The following is a 16,943-nucleotide window of genomic DNA, read 5'->3' on the forward strand; positions in this document are numbered from 1 at the left end:
CGGGGAATCAGGGCCGGACCACATCATTACACTATGGTCCGCAGGCACTGGCTGCAAGCGTTGTGCTTACCGCCCCGGGGTGGGGGAGGTCAGGCTGGCCTCAAGGTCGGACACGCGTTCTTCCAGCCGGGCAATCTGGCTTTCAAGGTTGGCCTGCGCCAGCCGCGCGCGGCTCGCCATCTCGCGCACCACCTCGAATTCATCACGGCGCACCAGGTTCAGGCCGCTCAGGGTCTCGTCCACGCGGGCGCGGACAATCGCGCCGATTTCCTCACGCGCGCCGGTCAGCGCCGAGAACGCGCCGCCTGCCACACCGGCAAGGTCATCAAGAATACGGGGCCTGACGGACATAGTGGATACTCCATGACGTTTCGCGCAGCGTCCGTTCGCACGCCGCGCGGATGAAAGGCGCTACTATAGACACATTGCCGCCTCAGGGCTATCCGCACGATTGTGGTGCCTCCGCACGCGCCCGACCATGATAACGAAAGTGGGCTGATGCTGCCTGTCCTGATCTTTCCGCAGTTTGATCCGGTGATGGTCCATTTCGGGCCGATCGCCATACGCTGGTACGCCATGGCCTACATCGTGGCGCTGATCGCGGGGTGGCGCATTGCGCGCCATCTTGTCGCCCTTGCGCCGCGCGCGGCCACCGCGCTGCAGGTGGATGATTTCCTGACATGGGCGACGCTGGGCGTGGTGCTGGGGGGGCGGCTGGGCTACATCGCGTTCTACCAGCCCGGTTATTACCTGTCGCATCCGCTGGCCATCCTTGAGGTATGGCATGGCGGCATGTCCTTTCATGGCGGGGCGGCGGGCGTGATTATCGCGCTGATTGTATTTACGCGCCTGAACGGGCTGAGTTTCCTGGCCTTCTCCGACCGGATCACGACCGTGGTGCCCATCGGGCTGGGGCTGGGGCGTATCGCCAACTTCATCAACGGGGAGCTGTGGGGGCGTCCGGCCCCGTCTTCCCTGCCATGGGCCATGATCTTTCCCGATGCCGGGCCGGAGCCGCGCCACCCGTCGGAACTGTATGAAGCCTTTGCCGAGGGGCTGGTGCTGTTCACCGTGCTGTGGTGCGTCTCGCGCAGCCTGCGGGTGCGGCAGCATCCGGGCTTTATTGCGGGACTTTTCCTGTTCGGTTACGCGGTGGCGCGCACGGTGTGCGAATGTTTCCGCGAACCTGATGCGTTCATCGGCTTCCTGCCCTTTGGCGTGACGATGGGGCAGGTGCTGAGCGTGCCCATGGCCATCGGGGGGGCGGGACTTATGCTGAACGCATGGATACGCCCGGCCCGCACCGTGGTCATGGCGGAGCCCGAAGCGGCGGACGGGGAAGACGGAGCCGCGCGGTGAACGCGCCGGGCGAGCGTCTGGACCATTTCATGGCGCGCGCCAACGCCGCCTATTACGCCGGGCAGGACCCCTTTGCCGATTTCATAACCGCCCCTGAAATATCGCAGGTGTTTGGTGAGCTTCTGGGCGGCTGGACGGCTGTTGTCTGGCAGCTTCTGGGCCGTCCCGACCCGTTCATGCTGGTGGAGGCCGGGCCCGGGCGCGGCACGCTCATGGCGGATGCGCAGCGCCTGCTGCGGCGTGTTGCCCCGGACTGCCATGCGGCGGCGCGGGTGCACCTGATCGAGACTTCGCCCTGCCTGCGCGCCCGGCAGGCACAGGCATTGCAGGATGCCACGGCCCGGCCCGTGGGCTGGCATGAAACGCTGGCCGACGTGCCTGATGGTCCGACGATTCTGCTGGCGAACGAGTTTTTCGATGCCCTGCCCATCCGGCAGTTCGTCAGGAACGCGGCGGGATGGGACGAGCACTTCGTGCAGGCCGGGGCATTGGTCCGTCACCCTGCCACCCTGCCGCCCGGCCACCCCGCCGCCACGCGCATGGTGCCCGAAGGGGGCGTGCTGGAAACCTGTGAGCCTGCGCTGGACTTTACCCGCGCGGTGGCCGAACGGCTGCGCCGCTGGTCCGGCGCGGCGCTGTTCATTGATTATGGCTATGACGCCCCCGCCCATGGCGACAGCCTGCAGGCCCTGCGCCATGGCCGCCCGGCCGACCCGCTGCGCGACCCCGGCACGGCGGACCTGACCGCGCATGTGGATTTTCATGCCCTTGCACAGGTGGCGCGTGGCGTGGATGTATGGGGCAGCATGCCGCAGGGCGCGTTTCTCGCGGCCCTTGGCCTGCATGCGCGTAGCGAACAACTGGCCCGCGCCGCGCCGCAGCAGGCGGCGGATATCAGGGCTGCCACCGCCCGGCTGGCCGCGCCGGAACATATGGGCCGGCTTTTCCGCGTGCTGGGCCTATCGGCCGGGCTGGGCGGGAGCCTGCCGGGATTTGCCGGCCCGCGTGTGGACGCACCAGCAAGTACAAGTAAAGGAGCCGCCCCATGACGGAGGGCATGATTACCGACCGGCAGGTGGTCCGGGCCCCGGAACTCGCGGGTATCAGGCACGGGTTCTTTACCCGGCAGGGCGGTGTGTCCGTGGGGCCGTACGCCACGCTGAACTGCTCGGTCCGCTCGGCGGATGATCCTGCGGCGCTGCGTGAAAACCGTCGCCGCGTGGCGGCGTATGTCGGTGTGGCGCCGGACCACCTGCTCGGGCTGACACAGGTGCATGGCGCCCGGACCCTGACGGTCGATGCGCCGTGGCAGACAGGACGGGGACCGGAAGGGGACGCCATGGTCACCAGCACGCCCGGCCTTGCGCTGGGCGTGATTACGGCGGACTGCGCGCCGGTGCTGTTCAGCAACGCCACGGGTACGGTGGTAGGTGCGGCCCATGCGGGCTGGCGTGGCGCGTGTGGCGGTATTCTGGACTCTACCGTTGCCGCCATGGCGGCGCTGGGGTGCCCGGCGGGCGAGATCCGTGCCGTTGTCGGCCCCTGCATCGCCCCGCGCAGCTACGAGGTCGGTCCCGACATGCGTGATGTGGTACTGGCCAGCGATCCGGGGGCGGAGGACTTTTTCACGCTCGCGTCCCGCGTGGGGCATTTCATGTTTGACCTGCCCGGCTACTGCGTCATGCGGCTTGCGCGGTGTGGTGTCGCGCAGGCGACGGCGCTGGGACTCGATACCCTGTCCGACGAGGTACGCTTTTTCAGCCATCGCCGCCGCACACTGGCCGGGGGCGGGGCCATCGGGCACCAGATTTCCGTTATTGCCTGCCGGGCGATATAGGGTAGGCATGATGTCAGAAGCTTCCGTCCGGCGCCTGATCACACTTTCAGCCGTCGTGGCGCTTTCCGCACTTGGTGGATGTGTCAGCGTGCCGCATCCTTTCCGCCATGACGCAACTGGTGGTGCCGCGCAGGCCCCCACGGCCCGGCTGGCCATTCCGCTGTCCACCGCATCGGGCACCGATATGGCCGGGGCCGGGCAGTGGCAGCACGCCATGGTTGACGCCATGCTGGCCCAGTCCGTGCCCGCCACGGGACAGGCGGCGCATCCGGGTGACTGGTGGCTGAAAATGACAACCGAGTTCCATGATGGCGCGGTCACCCCGGTTTATGCCGTCATCACGCCAAAGGGCGAGGAACGCGGCCATCTGGACGGCGCGCCCGTGCCCGCCGCCCGGTGGCAGGCGACTGACGGGCAGGCGGCGGTACATTCCGCGCAGGAAGCCGCCCCCGGCGTTGCGGACCTGCTGACCGGCATCCGCGCCGCGCAGATGCAGAAAGACCCCAACAGCCTCAAGAACCGTCCGGCGCATGTCTATTTCGCGGGCGTGCATGACGCGCCGGGTGATGGCGACCGCGCGCTGGCGCGTGCGTTCATTGCGGCCTTTCCCGATGCGCATGATGATATCCGCCACGGTGCGTCCGGCGCGGATTACACGGTGCGCTGCACGGTGGTGCTGAACAACGCGGTCATGACAACCTCCACCACCCCGCAGGAACATATTACCCTGACATGGCAGGTGCTGGACGCGCAGGGCCATGAAGCCGGGTCCGCCACCCAGATCCATGACATTGCCGCCCATTCGCTCGACCACCAGTGGGGGGATGTCGCGGTTGCGGCGGCGGATGAAGCGGCGGGGGCCGTCCGCCAGATCATCACGCGCTATTCCGGCCGGGCCAACGCGCCCCTGCCAGCCGATGGCACGCTGCCAGCCCAGCAGGCAGCGGCGTTGCAGCCGCCTGTGGCTGCGGGGAAACATCCTGCTGCACCGGCTGCGACTCCTCCGGTAATGGCTGCCAGGCCGGTCGCTGCGCCCGTCAGGGCGGTTCCGCCGCAGCCTGCTCCCATGCCCGCAGCGGTCGCGACACCGGCGGTTGCACCATCCACTGCACCAGCGCCTGCCGTGCCATCCGGTGTTGAACAGCATCCGGTCGTGGCGGCGGTTCCCCCGGTTGCGCCAGCGCCCCGGCCCCCGGTGGCGGCTCCTGTTGCAGCACCTGCGGTGGTTGCGCCGTCCGGCACGGAGTCGGCGGGCGTGCATGCGCCCGTCCAGGCCCCTTCCGTTCCCGCCGTGTCCGCACCTGCCGTGCAGCCGCCGCGCCGCACGACTTTCCCCGGTGTGACGCTTCCGCCCTCACGCGCGGGTGTGACGGATCGGCAACGAGGGGCAGACGTGCAGGTTTCTCCATCCTTAGGCAGGTGACAGGGTATGTGGCGGTTGTTAGAACCCGGCTCATGAACGACGGGAGCGGACGAAAAACGGCCGCCCCACTGCCTGCACCGCCGCCCAGGAGCGTCACACGATGAAGATTGTTGCCTGTAACAGCAACCTGCCACTTGCAGAGAAAGTCGCGGCAGAGCTGGGGATGCCGCTCTGCAATGCCACCGTCCGGCGGTTCGCGGATATGGAGATCTTTGTCGAAATCCATGAGAACGTGCGTGGCGAGGATGTTTTCGTCATCCAGAGCACCTGCTCGCCCACCAATGACAACCTCATGGAACTGCTGATCATGCTCGACGCGCTGCGTCGCGGGTCGGCGCGACGCATCACGGCGGTCATGCCCTATTTCGGTTATGCGCGGCAGGACCGCAAATCCGGCCCGCGCACGCCCATCAGCGCCAAGCTGGTCGCCAATATCCTGGTCGAGGCCGGGGCCAACCGTGTCCTGACCATGGACCTGCACGCCATGCAGATTCAGGGCTTTTTCGACATTCCCGTTGACAACCTGTACGCCGCCCCCCTGTTCACCCGCGATATCCGGGGCCGCATGAAGCTCGAGGGCGAACCCCGCCTGTCCTATGAGGCCCCGCCCATGGACATTCCCGGTGGCGCGCATAACCTCATGATCGTCTCGCCCGATGTGGGTGGCGTGGTCCGCGCGCGCCAGATGGCGCAGCGGCTGAACGTGGACCTGGCCATCATCGACAAGCGCCGCGAACGCGCGGGCGTGTCGGAGGTCATGAACGTGATCGGTGACGTGCGGGGCCGCTACTGCATCCTGGTCGATGACATTGTTGATAGTGGCGGTTCGCTGTGCAACGCGGCGGAAGCGCTGATGAAGCATGGCGCGGCTGCGGTCGAGGCCTATGTGACCCATGGCGTGCTGACCGGCAGCGCGGTCAGCCGCGTGGGCCAGTCGCCGCTGGGCATGCTGACGCTGACGGACAGCATCGTCGCGACCGACGCCGTGCGCGCGGCCACCAATATCCGCCAGATCAGCACGGCGGCGCTCATCTCGCAGGCCATGCAGGCCATATCGGATGAAAGTTCGGTCTCCTCGCTGTTTGACTGAGCGCGGGGATTGACCGTCTGACCGGCACGGCGCTACCCCCGCAGGGGTGTAGCAAGAAGGAACGACCCATGACCGAGCTGATCGCCCGCCCTTACTGGTATCTGCGCCATGGGGAGACGGACTGGAATGCGCAGGGGCGTTCACAGGGGCGTACGGATATCCCCCTCAACCCGACCGGAATCGCGCAGGCCGAGGCTGCGGGCCTGCTGCTGGCCCGCCACTGGACCGACCATTCCCCCATCGTGCGGATCGTGTCCTCGCCGCTGATCCGCGCGCGGCGCACGGCCGAGATCGTGGCCGACCAGCTTGCCGCCCACGGCGCGCCCCGCTTCGACATCACCTTTGACGACGGCCTGATGGAAGTCTGCTTCGGTGATGAGGAAGGCAAGGCGATGGGCACATGGTACGATAGCTGGATCGCGGGTGATTATACCCCCGCCAATGGCGAGAGTTTCGCCGCACTGCGTGAACGCGCCGTCGCCGCCGTGAACCGTGCGCTCACACCCGAAGGCGTGCCGCTGATCGTATGCCATGGCGCGATGTTCCGCGCCCTGCGTTCGGCCATGCATCTCAAGCCCAATGTCCGGCTGGCCAACGCCACCCCCATATGGGCCGAGCCGGGTGCCACGCCCCAGTGGAGCCTGACCGCGCTGACCTGAAAAAACCGGCCGCCGGGCCGTGGGTGATTGCATCGGGCGCGGTTTTCCGTTAAAGGCCGCGCACGCGCTGGCACCCCTGGAGGCCCGCGCGCTTGTGTTTCAGGAGCAGAACAAGTGACCAAATTCACGAAAATCGAAGTCTCTTCGCGCGCGAAGGCTGGTAAGGGGGCAGCGCGTGCAACGAGGCGTGCCGGCCATGTGCCCGGCGTTATCTATGGTGCCAAGCAGGAACCCGTCCTGATCGCGCTTGACCCCCGCATCGTGCATCGTGAGCTGCACAAGGCCGGCTGGCGTTCGCGCATCTATGACATCTCGGTCGATGGCGGTGCGTCCGTGCACGCCCTGCTGCGCGAGATCCAGCTTCACCCCGTGACCGATGCGCCGATCCATGTGGACTACCAGCGCCTCGCCGCCGGTCACAAGGTGCACGTGGAAGTGGAAATCCGCTTCGAAGGTGAAGAAGTCGCCCCCGGCGTCAAGCGTGGTGGCGTGATGAACATCGTCCGTCATACGGTTGAAGTTGTGGTTGATCCGGCCAACATCCCGGAATACTTCACCGCCGACCTGTCGGGCCTCGACTTCCACGACAACGTGCGCTGGGAAGACCTGAAGGGCACCGAGAACGTGACCCCGGTCCTGCATGGCACGAACTTCGTGATCGCCAACGTCGCCCCGCCGAGCGTTGACGAGGAAGCCACCGAAGAAGCCGCCACCACGGAAGCCGAGGGCTGATCCCCCGGCCACGGACACGACAGGAGAAAACACGATGCTGCTCTGGACCGGTCTTGGTAATCCCGAGCCGGGGATGAGCCGGAATCGTCACAATGTCGGGTTCATGGCCGTGGACCGGATTGCCGACCGCCACGGGTTCTCCCCGTGGCGGAAGCGCTTTCGCGGTGAAGTCGCGGAAGGGATGGTCGGACGGCACAAGGTGCTGCTGCTCAAGCCCATGACGTACATGAACCTCTCGGGTGAGAGCGTTCAGCAGGCGGCGGCCTTCTACAAGCTGCCAGCCGACTCCATTACGGCGTTCCATGACGAACTGGACCTCGCGCCCGGTCGCATCCGCGTAAAGCGGGGTGGGGGTGCCGCGGGGCATAACGGCCTGCGGTCGATGGACCGCATGCTGGGCACCAAAGAATACTGGCGCGTGCGGCTGGGCATCGGGCATCCCGGCAGCCGTGAGCGTGTGACGGGCCATGTGCTGGGTGACTTCTCCCGCACGGACCGTGAGTGGCTGGACCCGATGCTCGACACGCTGGCCGATACGGCCACGCTGCTGGCGGACGGGCAGCCGGAACTGTTCATGACAAAAATGGCCGCGCAGGCCGGGGAGTAAGGGCGTATGGGCTTTAACTGTGGCATCGTGGGCCTGCCGAATGTGGGCAAATCGACGCTGTTCAACGCCCTGACCGAGACCGCTTCGGCGCAGGCCGCGAATTATCCCTTCTGCACGATCGAGCCCAATGTCGGCCGGGTCGCGGTGCCCGATGCGCGGCTGGCCGAGCTGGCGCGTATTGGCAAGTCACAGAAGATCCTGCCCACCAGCCTTGAATTCGTCGATATCGCGGGCCTTGTGCGCGGCGCGTCGCGTGGCGAGGGTCTGGGCAACCAGTTCCTGGCCAATATCCGCGAGGTGGATGCCATCATCCACGTCCTGCGCTGTTTCGAGGATGATGACATTACCCACGTGGAAGGCGGCGTTGACCCCATCCGCGATGCGGAGATCATCGAGACGGAACTCATGCTGGCCGATCTCGAATCTCTGGAAAAGCGCATTGTCGCCCTCCAGAAAAAGGCGCGCGGCAATGACCGCGAGGCGGCGGCCCAGGTCGAACTGATGGAACCGCTGATCGCGGCCCTGCGTGAAGGCCAGCCCGCGCGCAAGGCCATCCCCGCGGGGCAGGAGGAAGCCGTGCGCCGCCTCCAGCTCATGACCTCCAAGCCCGTGCTGTATGTCTGCAATGTGGATGAGGCATCGGCCGCGACCGGCAACGAGTTTTCCGAGCGCGTCCGCGCCCGCGCCGAGGCCGAGGGCGCGGCCATGGTCGTGGTCTCCGCCGCGATCGAGGCCGAAGTCAGCCAGCTGGGCGCGGAAGACCGCGTCGAGTTCCTCGAAGGTCTGGGCCTGAAGGATAGCGGGCTGGACCGCGTGATCGCTGCCGGCTACCGGCTGCTGGGCCTGAGCACCTACTTTACCGTAGGGCCGAAGGAAACGCGGGCCTGGACCATTACCAAAGGCACGAAGGCCCCGCAGGCCGCCGCTGTCATTCACAATGATTTTGAACGTGGCTTCATTGCCTGCGAAACCATTGCATTCGATGACTATATTGCCTGCAATGGCGAAGCTGGCGCCCGCGAGGCCGGGAAGCTGCGTATCGAAGGGCGGGATTATGTGGTGCAGGATGGTGATGTCCTGCTGTTCCGCTTTAACGTCTGATACGGGCGTATTGCCCGTTCAGGAATGGATGAAGGAGTAACGGATCATGGATCAGGCTGTTGCAACCCCCACGCGGGCTGATGCACCGCAGCCGGACGTGATCCGCGCTATGGCCGTGGCTGCGCGGCAGGCGGCCCGCATGCTGGCCCGCAGCACGACCGAAACCCGCAACAAGGCCCTGACAGCGGCGGCTTCCGCCCTGCGCGCCAGCCAGGCCGAACTGCTGGCCGCCAATGCGCGTGACGTGGCGGCCTTTACCGGGGCTGCTGCATTCCGTGACCGGTTGACCCTCAACCCCGAACGGGTCGAGGCCATGGCGCAGGGGCTGGAACAGGTGGCCAGCCTGCCGGACCCCGTCGGCCATGTCATGGCGGAATGGGACCGCCCCAATGGCCTGCGTATCCGCCGGGTCGCAACGCCGGTGGGCGTGATCGGCATGATCTATGAAAGCCGCCCCAATGTGGGGGCGGATGCCGCCGCCCTGTGTATCAAGTCCGGCAATGCCGTGATCCTGCGCGGCGGATCGGACAGCCTGAACAGCGCGCGCGTCATTCACGCCGCCATGCAGGCGGGGCTGCGCGCCGCCGGCCTGCCGGTGGAATGTGTGCAGATACCGCCCGATGCCGAGCGCGCGCATGTCGCCTCCATGCTTGGTGCGGCGGGGCTGATCGACCTGATCATTCCCCGTGGCGGCAAGTCACTGGTCGAGCGTGTATGTGCCGAGGCGCGTGTGCCCGTGCTGGCCCATGCCGAAGGGCTGTGCCACACCTATGTCCATGCCGCCGCCGATCTGGAAATGGCGCGGCGCATCGTGCTCAACGCCAAGCTGCGCCGCCCCGGCATCTGTGGCGCGACCGAGACCCTGCTGGTGGATCAGGCGATCGCGCCCAAGATCCTGCCCGGACTGATCGAGGACCTGGCGACGCGTGGCTGCACCTTCCGCGCCGATGCGCGGGCGCGGGACATCGTGCCGGACCTGCCCGCGGCCACGGAAGATGACTTCGCCACGGAATGGCTCGACGCCGTCCTGTCCGTAGGCGTTGTGGATAATGTAGAGGACGCGCTGGCCCATATCGCCCGTTACGGCAGCGCGCATACCGAGGCCATCGTGACGGAAGATCCGCAGGCTGCCGCAACCTTCCTCAACGGCACCGACAGCGCGGTGGTGATGTGGAATGCCTCCACCCAGTTCTGTGATGGGGGCGAATTCGGCTTCGGCGCGGAAATCGGCATTGCCACCGGGCGTTTCCATGCCCGTGGCCCGGTCGGGCTGGAGCAGTTGACCACCTACCGTTACGAGGTGATCGGCACCGGACAGGTCCGGCCCTGAGCGCATGCCCCCGGACCGGGAACAGGCCACCATCCCCGCGCATGGGGATGGGCGGTATATGCGGGTGGGGCTGTTTGGCGGGTCGTTCAACCCGGTGCATGACGGGCATATCCAGTTGGCCCGTCGCGCCCTGCGGCAACTGGGGCTGGATCAGGTCTGGTTCCTTGTCTCGCCCGGCAACCCGCTCAAGCCGGTGGCGGGCATGGCCCCCATGGCGGAGCGTCTGGCCGGGGTGCGCGCGCGTATCCATTCCGTCAGGCAGCGCAGGCTGGTGGCGACCGATATCGAAGCCCGGCTGGGAACCCGTTACACGTTTGATACGCTAAGGCGGTTGAAGCGGCTTTTTCCGCATGTACGTTTTGTCTGGCTCATGGGGGCGGACGGGCTGGCGCAGATGGGGCGGTGGCGGCGATGGCAGGATATTGTCAGTATGGTTCCGTTCGCGGTTCTGCCACGGCCGGGCTATAATCCGGCCGCACTGCACGGGCGGGTTGCGCGCAGGCTGGCGTGCTGGCGGCTGCCCGCACGGGCGGCGCGCCTGCTGCCCATGTGCGCGCCCCCGGCATGGGTCTTTCTTCCCGCGCCGCAGAACGCTATATCTGCTACGCAAATACGTGCATCGCGGGCCGCTTGTGGCCACGAACGGGAGTAACAGCCATAACCAGAAAGCCGACAGCCGAGAATGGCGCCAAGCGCCGGACCGGCAGTACCTCTTCCACGGCGCAGCCGCGCCCGGCGGCAGGTTCACTGGGCAGTGCCGTGCAGGTGCCGGGCACGCCCCGCAAGAAAGCCGCCGTCGCCGGTCCCGTCTCCGCCGAAACACGGGAGCCGGACCCGCGTGTTGAGCAGTTTCTGGAAATCATCACCACCAGCCTGGAAGATGACAAGGCGGAAGACATCGTTGTCATTGACCTGACGGGACGCGCCTCCTTTGCCGACCGGATGGTGATCGCAACCGGCCTGGCGGACAGGCAGATCGCCGCCATGGCCGCGCATATCGACCGCAAGCTGGGCGAGGCCGGGCTGAAGCGCGTCCTGACCGAAGGGGCCAACGGTTCCGACTGGGTGCTGCTGGATGCGGGTGACATCGTTGTGCATCTGTTCAAGGCGGAAGCGCGCGCGCTGTACGGGCTTGAGCGGATGTGGGGCGCGGAACTGGACGTGCCGCCGGAGGCTCCTGCCGCACCGGTGGAATAAGCGGTGTTTCACCTGATTGCCGTCGGGCGGATGAAGGACCGGGTGGAGCGTGACCTGTTCGAACGTTACGCCACCCGCCTCTCGCCGCGCATAAAGCTGACGGAACTGGCTGAAGGGCGCGGTGCACCCAACGAGATCAAGCGCAGGGAAGGGGCGGCCATCCTCTCCGCCCTGCCGGATCGCGCCATTGTCGTGGCCATGGATGAAGGTGGCCAGACCTATGACAGCATATCCTTTTCACAGGCAGTGGAGCGCTGGGTGGAGACGCCGCGCCCGTTATGCTTCGTGATTGGTGGGGCGGAAGGTCTGGATGGTCCGGTTATCCAGCGCGCGGACCATACCCTTTCCTTTGGCAGGATGACATGGCCGCATATGCTGGTGCGGGGCATGCTGGCTGAACAGCTCTATCGTGCCCGCGCCATTTCGGCGGGGCATCCCTATCACCGGGCGGGCCGTCCCTGAGGGGCGGCCCGTAAAAAACGGCCTACCGCAGGGAACGATTCGGCGCATCATCCGTATAGGCGAGAGAAGACGAGGCACGTCCGGCCAGGCTGTCCGGCGCTTCCGCCACTTCCGTGCTGAGGCGACGCGACTGGGCCTGCGCCATGACCGCCGGGTTGCGGGTGGCTCTCTGGTAGGTGCTCAGCATCATGTCCGATGTCGTATCGGGGCGGGCATAGATGAAGCCGTAGGTCGGGTAGATGCTGCCATAGGCGCCGCTGTGGTTGTTCAGCGCCACGCGCACGGCCGACCAGTCATTATTTGGCGAGACATCAATCACGGACACATCGCGGCTGATCCCGCGCTGCCCCCAGTGGGACTGGTCAATGATGATGGTGCGGTTATTGACCAGATGGCGGACCACCGCCACATGACCAAGCGGCATGCGGCGCGTGCCGCGGAAGTTCAGGACGCTGCCTTCTTCTGGCGCATTGCCGCGTGCGTAGCGGCCGGCGGCCTTGTACCACCAGTCAATGGCGTTGCCATGGATTTCAACGGCGGAGGCGGCCTTGGCAAAGGCCACGCACTGGATCACGTGCCCGCGTTCCACCCCGCGCCGTGCGCTGGCATGGTGGACCAGGGCATGGCGGGCCGTGGAATGTGTCACATGGCTGGTATGCTGGGTGGTGCGGGCATGACCCTGCGCTGAAAACATGAATCCGAACGAAGCACCGAGAACGGAAAGTAAAACGCTACGCTTCAGGTTTCTGATCCACATTTTCCGCAATCTCTCCACCACTGCCGGGGTGATCTGACAATAACCCGCTCACATCGTGTTCATCGAGTAGCAAGCCCATCGCAGCCGTGACAAGCCTGTGCTGTCAGGGATGAAGAGCTACACGCTATATTTCGCCCAAAAATCCAACTTCACGCAAAAAATAGGAATAAAATCCCAATAGAAAGATTTTGTTCCCTGTTTTTCAGGCGATAGGGCTGCATGTGGCGCGTGGGAGAACAGAAGTGGAATGATTCTCGAAAAGCGGGAAAGTTGCAAAAATGTGACATGTTTAACAGGGGCTTTCCCGCTCCTTCAGGGTCTTATTTTGTGCAGGTCAGCATGATCTCGACCAGCACGTCGGGGTGGGCCATCGTGGCCTGAATGCATGCACGCGCGGGCGCGCCATCCTTGGGCAGCCAGGCGCTCCAAACGGCGTTCATGGCATCACGGTCATTGATGTCCTTCAGCCAGATCTGGGCCTGCAGCAGGCGGGTGTTGTCGGTGCCGTGCAGTTCCAGTGCCTCGTCAATCTGGGCCAGCACGTCCTTTGTCTGGGCGGTAATGTCGCCCGACAGGTCGCGGGCCACGAATCCCTGCGTGAACAGGAAGCCATGATATTCCACAACCTTGGACAGGATGGGGTTGGGTTCGGTGCGGATGATCTTGCTCATGTCATTGATCCTGATTGGTTGGCAGGCGTGCGATGGACCGCAATCCTGTTCCCCTCTCTTTGCGCCGGTCCGGTCCGAGGTCAACTGCCTGTAAAAAGCCGTGCGAATTCGGCCAGCCGGTCAGTGGTGTCGAAATCCTGCGTAATCTCCGGCCCGGCGGGAATCCGTAACATCGTGGATTCGTGCTGGCGCAGCAGGGAACGCGCACCCTGATCGCCATTCAGGGTCAGGAGGGCAGGGAACAGCTTGCGGCTCCACAGGATCGGATTGCCCCGCCTGCCTTCATGCACCGGCATGGCGCCGGGCCGCCCAGGATGCGCCATGAACGCGGTGATAAGCTGGTCTATCAGCTCCGCGCCAATCAGGGGCATGTCTCCCAGGCAGATCACTGCGCCCGCCACATCCTGCTGTGTGCTGACGGCCTGTATGCCGGTGGCCAGTGTGCAGGACAGGCCGGTCATGTAATCCTGTGCGGTGACGAAATCGATCCTGCGTCGCGTCCGTACCCCGGACAGGGCGGCCTGCCGGATCTCTTCGGCCCGGTGGCCGAGCACGACCGTAACCGGGTCGGCCCTGCTGGCCGTGACGGCACGCAGGGTGCGCGCGATCATGGGCAGGCCCGTGGCGTCGGGGGCAAGAAGCTTGTGCGCGGGCGCCGTGCGGCTTGAGCTGCCCGCGGCCAGAACAATGGCTGCGATACGCGGTGGCGTTTCGCTCATGCCCAGCCGGATAACCGGCCTAGCGGCTTGTTGTGCCGCAGGGCGACAATTTCAGCCAGAATGGACACGGCAATTTCCGCCGCGCCGACAGCACCGATCGCAAGGCCGATGGGACCATGAATTCGTGCAATCTGTGCTTCGGAATAGCCATTCTCCCGCAGCCGCTCCACGCGCGATGCCTGCGTTTTGCGTGAACCCAGCGCGCCTATGTAAAAAGCATCACTGTTCAGCGCATAGTGCAGCGTCGGGTCGTCCAGCTTGGCATCATGGGTCAGGGTGACAATGGCGGTCTGGTTGTCCACGCCCAGCCGCGCAAGCGTTTCATCTGGCCAGTCGGTTTCAAGCTCGATACCGGGGAAGCGTTCCGGCGTGGCCAGTTGGGAGCGTGGATCAACCACGGTTACGCAGAACCCGGTGGTCTGCGCCATGGGGGCGAGAACCTGTGCGATATGCACCGCGCCAACAACCAGCAGGCGCGGCGGCATGGGAATCAGGTGCAGGAACCACTGCGCCTGCCCCGCATCGTCTTCCACGCGCAGGCTGCGCCCGGTTTCAAAAACCTCCCGCGCGCGGGCCTGAATTTTCCCGGCCATGACCGTATCCGCCATCGGGGGGAGCAGATCATCCCCGGACAGGAGGCATGACTGCCCCGTGGCAAGCTCGGTCGCGACAATAACGGGTTTGCGGGCCTGACGTCTGGCGGCAATGGTTTCCAGCAGTTTCAGGTCCAGCGTGCCCTGTGGGTGGGCGGGGGTGCGTATTGCCGCGACATACACATCCAGCATGCCGCCGCAGGCCAGCCCGACCGCCCATGCATCATCGCTCGACACACCATAGGACAGGCTGGCGGGCTGCCCGGTTTCCATTACGGCGCGGGCTTCCTCGATCACCGCGCCTTCCACGCAGCCCCCGCTGACCGAGCCTTCGATGCGGCCGTTGGCGCATACCGCCATCATGCTGCCCGCAGGGCGTGGAGAACTGCCCCATGTCGAGGTCACGGTCGCCAGGGCGCAGGGCTGGCCCGCCCGAGCCCATTCGATCAGGAGATCCAGGGGATCCCGTGTAGAGGAAGGTTGTGTCATGACAAAGCTACCCTATCAGCACAGATACAGTCATGCCAGCCAGTAGACATGCAGGCCCGGGCAGCCCATGTATGTAATAACGCATGTGTCCGCCCATGGTGGGCCAGCACATGAATGGAGAAATACAAATGAGTTATGTTGATCCCGTCTGGTATGTTGTTGCTGACAGCATTCATGCCCGTTTTCTCAAGCATGGCGAACATGGCCTTGCGACCTTCACGCACCTCAAAAGCGACGACGCCAAGGGCATGGATGCCCCCCGCAATGGCGCGTATGGCAAGGTGATTGCCGAATTCCTGAATGATGCGGTCCGCCGTAAGGAAGCTCCCGGCATTGCCATCGCCGCGCCGGGTGAGGTGATGCACCAGATCCGCACGCATCTGGACGTGCAGGCCCGCCCGCTGGTGGTCAAGGAACTGGAACGCGACCTGACCAACACGCCCGACCATGACCTCGCGAAGCATTTCGATATTCCCGCGACCGGCTGGCCGCTGACCGCCGCTGGCTGATGCATGCGCCCTGCGGTATGTAGGGCGCATTCCATAATAGGGTCATATCCATGTCGGCATCCCTGTCACTCGAAGTCGTGCCCGTTACCGCTTTCGGGCAGAACTGTTCCATTTTATGGAACCCTGAAACCCACCACGCCGTGGTGGTTGATCCGGGCGGGGATGTGTCGCGCATCATGGCGTTTATCGAACGCCATGGCCTGTCGGTGGATGCGATCTGGCTGACCCATGGCCATCTGGACCATGCCGGTGGGGCCGATGCCTTGCGCAAGGTCCTGTCCCACAGGCAGGAAACACCGGTGCCTGTCATCGGCCCCGAAAAGGGGGATGCGCCATTGCTGGCCTCCATTCCCGAACAGGCCGCCCTGTTCGGCCTGACGGGACTGGAAAACGTCACGCCTGACAGGTTCGTGACGCATGGCGAAAAGCTGGAATGTCTGGGTCATGAATTCGAGGTCCGGCACGTGCCCGGCCACACACCCGGCCATGTCATCTTTTATGATCCCGCCGCCCGCTTCGCGCTGGTGGGGGACACCCTTTTTGCCGGTAGCGTGGGGCGGACCGATCTCCCGTATGGCAATCATGAACAACTGATTTCATCCATCCGCCGGGAATTGCTTCCGCTGGGCGATGATGTCACCATCCTGCCCGGTCATGGCCCGGCAACGACAATAGGTGCCGAACGGACGGGAAATTCCTTTCTGGCCTGACGAATGAATAACATGGTGCAGGAGAGAAAGTGCGTATGATGTCCTTCAAGACAGGCCTGAGGCTGGTTCTGGCCGCATGCATGGCCACGGTGTCCGTGCCCGTCCTGGCGGAAGAAACGGGTGAACCCACTCACGCACAGGCACCCCTGCCCACCGTGCCGCTGACAATCACCAGCGCCAATGGCACGAAGCACCTTTTTACGGTGGAAAAGGCCATGACCCCGCGTGAGCAGCAGGTGGGCGAAATGTTCCGCCCGTCCGTTCCGGCGGATGGTGGCATGATCTTCGTCTGGCCCTTTCCGCGCCAGAGTGACATGTGGATGGAAAATACCAGAGCTTCCCTCGATATCGTCTTTATCGGGGCGGATAACCGCATTTCATCCATTGTCGAGAACGCCGTACCCCTCAGCCTCGCCCGTATCAGCAGTCATGGCCCCGTGCGCGCCACGGTGGAGCTGCAGGCGGGTATTACCGAAAAGCTCGGAATCGTAGTGGGTGACCGGGTGGATTCCCCCGTGCTGACAAACCAGCCCGCCGGTAAGTAATTCTATTATCTGGCGGTTTTCTGGGGTTCATTCATTTTCTGGTCATTTAATTTCTGTTTTTTCTGATTTTTTGATTGACGGTTAGCTGGGGTGGTCCTATATCCCGCTTCACCGGCGGCGCTGAGGAAACTTCTTGAGCTTCTCCGGTGGATT

The 16,943-nt window shown here is 64.8% G+C and carries 21 protein-coding genes; 16 read left to right on the plus strand and 5 right to left on the minus strand.

Going from position 1 to position 16,943, the window contains the following annotated elements; all coding sequences use genetic code 11:
- Window positions 1–66: 66 nt before the first annotated feature.
- A complete protein-coding gene (locus tag DY926_RS09085) occupies window positions 67–351 on the minus strand; it encodes an accessory factor UbiK family protein (protein ID WP_116703069.1) in 285 nt (94 codons plus the stop codon).
- Between the two features lie 147 nt (window positions 352–498).
- Between DY926_RS09085 and lgt the strand changes: the two genes are divergently transcribed.
- The 13 genes from lgt (at window position 499) to DY926_RS09150 (ending at window position 11,797) form a co-directional block, all read left to right on the plus strand.
- The gene (lgt, locus tag DY926_RS09090) at window positions 499–1,359 is read left to right on the plus strand and encodes a prolipoprotein diacylglyceryl transferase (protein ID WP_116703098.1); all 861 of its coding nucleotides are present in this window, start codon (window positions 499–501) and stop codon (window positions 1,357–1,359) included.
- Window positions 1,356–2,408 carry a class I SAM-dependent methyltransferase gene (locus DY926_RS09095; protein WP_116703070.1) on the plus strand — a complete coding sequence of 351 codons (1,053 nt, stop codon included), beginning with the start codon at window positions 1,356–1,358 and terminating at the stop codon, window positions 2,406–2,408. Before lgt ends, DY926_RS09095 begins: the two co-directional genes overlap by 4 nt.
- Complete coding sequence (gene pgeF / locus DY926_RS09100) at window positions 2,405–3,196, plus strand: peptidoglycan editing factor PgeF (RefSeq protein ID WP_116703071.1); 792 nt, start codon at window positions 2,405–2,407, stop codon at window positions 3,194–3,196. The genes DY926_RS09095 and pgeF overlap by 4 nt, the downstream gene beginning before the upstream one ends.
- A gap of 10 nt (window positions 3,197–3,206) precedes the next feature.
- Window positions 3,207–4,619 carry a hypothetical protein gene (locus tag DY926_RS09105; protein WP_116703099.1) on the plus strand — a complete coding sequence of 471 codons (1,413 nt, stop codon included), beginning with the start codon at window positions 3,207–3,209 and terminating at the stop codon, window positions 4,617–4,619.
- 100 nt (window positions 4,620–4,719) lie between these two features.
- Window positions 4,720–5,709: a ribose-phosphate pyrophosphokinase gene (locus DY926_RS09110; protein ID WP_116703072.1), complete on the plus strand. Its 990-nt coding sequence runs from the start codon at window positions 4,720–4,722 to the stop codon at window positions 5,707–5,709.
- Between the two features lie 68 nt (window positions 5,710–5,777).
- Window positions 5,778–6,368: a histidine phosphatase family protein gene (locus DY926_RS09115; RefSeq protein ID WP_116703073.1), complete on the plus strand. Its 591-nt coding sequence runs from the start codon at window positions 5,778–5,780 to the stop codon at window positions 6,366–6,368.
- Window positions 6,369–6,482: 114 nt separating this feature from the next.
- Entirely contained in the window at window positions 6,483–7,100 is a 618-nt protein-coding gene (locus DY926_RS09120; RefSeq protein ID WP_116703074.1) for a 50S ribosomal protein L25/general stress protein Ctc, read from the plus strand.
- A 34-nt stretch (window positions 7,101–7,134) separates the two neighbouring features.
- Window positions 7,135–7,707, plus strand: coding sequence for an aminoacyl-tRNA hydrolase (gene pth, locus DY926_RS09125; protein WP_116703075.1), 573 nt, complete (start codon window positions 7,135–7,137; stop codon window positions 7,705–7,707).
- Between the two features lie 6 nt (window positions 7,708–7,713).
- Window positions 7,714–8,808, plus strand: a complete 1,095-nt coding sequence (ychF, locus tag DY926_RS09130; protein WP_116703076.1) for a redox-regulated ATPase YchF — start codon at window positions 7,714–7,716, stop codon at window positions 8,806–8,808.
- Between the two features lie 46 nt (window positions 8,809–8,854).
- On the plus strand, window positions 8,855–10,138 hold the full coding sequence (locus DY926_RS09135; RefSeq protein WP_116703077.1) for a glutamate-5-semialdehyde dehydrogenase: 1,284 nt from the start codon (window positions 8,855–8,857) through the stop codon (window positions 10,136–10,138).
- A 4-nt stretch (window positions 10,139–10,142) separates the two neighbouring features.
- Window positions 10,143–10,790, plus strand: a complete 648-nt coding sequence (locus DY926_RS09140; protein WP_116703078.1) for a nicotinate-nucleotide adenylyltransferase — start codon at window positions 10,143–10,145, stop codon at window positions 10,788–10,790.
- A gap of 95 nt (window positions 10,791–10,885) precedes the next feature.
- Window positions 10,886–11,335: a ribosome silencing factor gene (gene rsfS / locus DY926_RS09145; RefSeq protein WP_116703100.1), complete on the plus strand. Its 450-nt coding sequence runs from the start codon at window positions 10,886–10,888 to the stop codon at window positions 11,333–11,335.
- A gap of 3 nt (window positions 11,336–11,338) precedes the next feature.
- Complete coding sequence (locus DY926_RS09150) at window positions 11,339–11,797, plus strand: 23S rRNA (pseudouridine(1915)-N(3))-methyltransferase RlmH (protein ID WP_116703079.1); 459 nt, start codon at window positions 11,339–11,341, stop codon at window positions 11,795–11,797.
- A gap of 22 nt (window positions 11,798–11,819) precedes the next feature.
- On the opposite strand, the gene DY926_RS09155 is transcribed toward DY926_RS09150, so the two are convergent.
- The 4 genes from DY926_RS09155 to DY926_RS09170 all read right to left on the minus strand — a co-directional run bounded on the left by DY926_RS09155 (window position 11,820) and on the right by DY926_RS09170 (window position 15,026).
- Window positions 11,820–12,554 (minus strand): CHAP domain-containing protein, encoded by a 735-nt coding sequence (locus DY926_RS09155; protein WP_116703080.1) that lies wholly within the window; start codon window positions 12,552–12,554, stop codon window positions 11,820–11,822.
- A gap of 320 nt (window positions 12,555–12,874) precedes the next feature.
- Window positions 12,875–13,225, minus strand: coding sequence for a RidA family protein (locus tag DY926_RS09160; RefSeq protein ID WP_116703081.1), 351 nt, complete (start codon window positions 13,223–13,225; stop codon window positions 12,875–12,877).
- 80 nt (window positions 13,226–13,305) lie between these two features.
- Window positions 13,306–13,944 (minus strand): nucleotidyltransferase family protein, encoded by a 639-nt coding sequence (locus DY926_RS09165; RefSeq protein ID WP_116703082.1) that lies wholly within the window; start codon window positions 13,942–13,944, stop codon window positions 13,306–13,308.
- Window positions 13,941–15,026 carry an XdhC family protein gene (locus DY926_RS09170; RefSeq protein WP_116703083.1) on the minus strand — a complete coding sequence of 362 codons (1,086 nt, stop codon included), beginning with the start codon at window positions 15,024–15,026 and terminating at the stop codon, window positions 13,941–13,943. Before DY926_RS09170 ends, DY926_RS09165 begins: the two co-directional genes overlap by 4 nt.
- A 128-nt stretch (window positions 15,027–15,154) precedes the next feature.
- Between DY926_RS09170 and DY926_RS09175 the strand changes: the two genes are divergently transcribed.
- The 3 genes from DY926_RS09175 to DY926_RS09185 are packed head-to-tail and all read left to right on the plus strand — an operon-like array spanning window position 15,155 to window position 16,790.
- Window positions 15,155–15,535: a baeRF12 domain-containing protein gene (locus DY926_RS09175; protein ID WP_116703084.1), complete on the plus strand. Its 381-nt coding sequence runs from the start codon at window positions 15,155–15,157 to the stop codon at window positions 15,533–15,535.
- A 50-nt stretch (window positions 15,536–15,585) separates the two neighbouring features.
- Window positions 15,586–16,245 carry an MBL fold metallo-hydrolase gene (locus DY926_RS09180; protein WP_116703085.1) on the plus strand — a complete coding sequence of 220 codons (660 nt, stop codon included), beginning with the start codon at window positions 15,586–15,588 and terminating at the stop codon, window positions 16,243–16,245.
- A 35-nt stretch (window positions 16,246–16,280) separates the two neighbouring features.
- Complete coding sequence (locus tag DY926_RS09185; RefSeq protein ID WP_116703086.1) at window positions 16,281–16,790, plus strand: DUF192 domain-containing protein; 510 nt, start codon at window positions 16,281–16,283, stop codon at window positions 16,788–16,790.
- Window positions 16,791–16,943 lie beyond the last annotated feature (153 nt).

The sequence above is a fragment of the Komagataeibacter melaceti genome (assembly GCF_003403295.1).
GTDB lineage: Bacteria > Pseudomonadota > Alphaproteobacteria > Acetobacterales > Acetobacteraceae > Komagataeibacter > Komagataeibacter melaceti.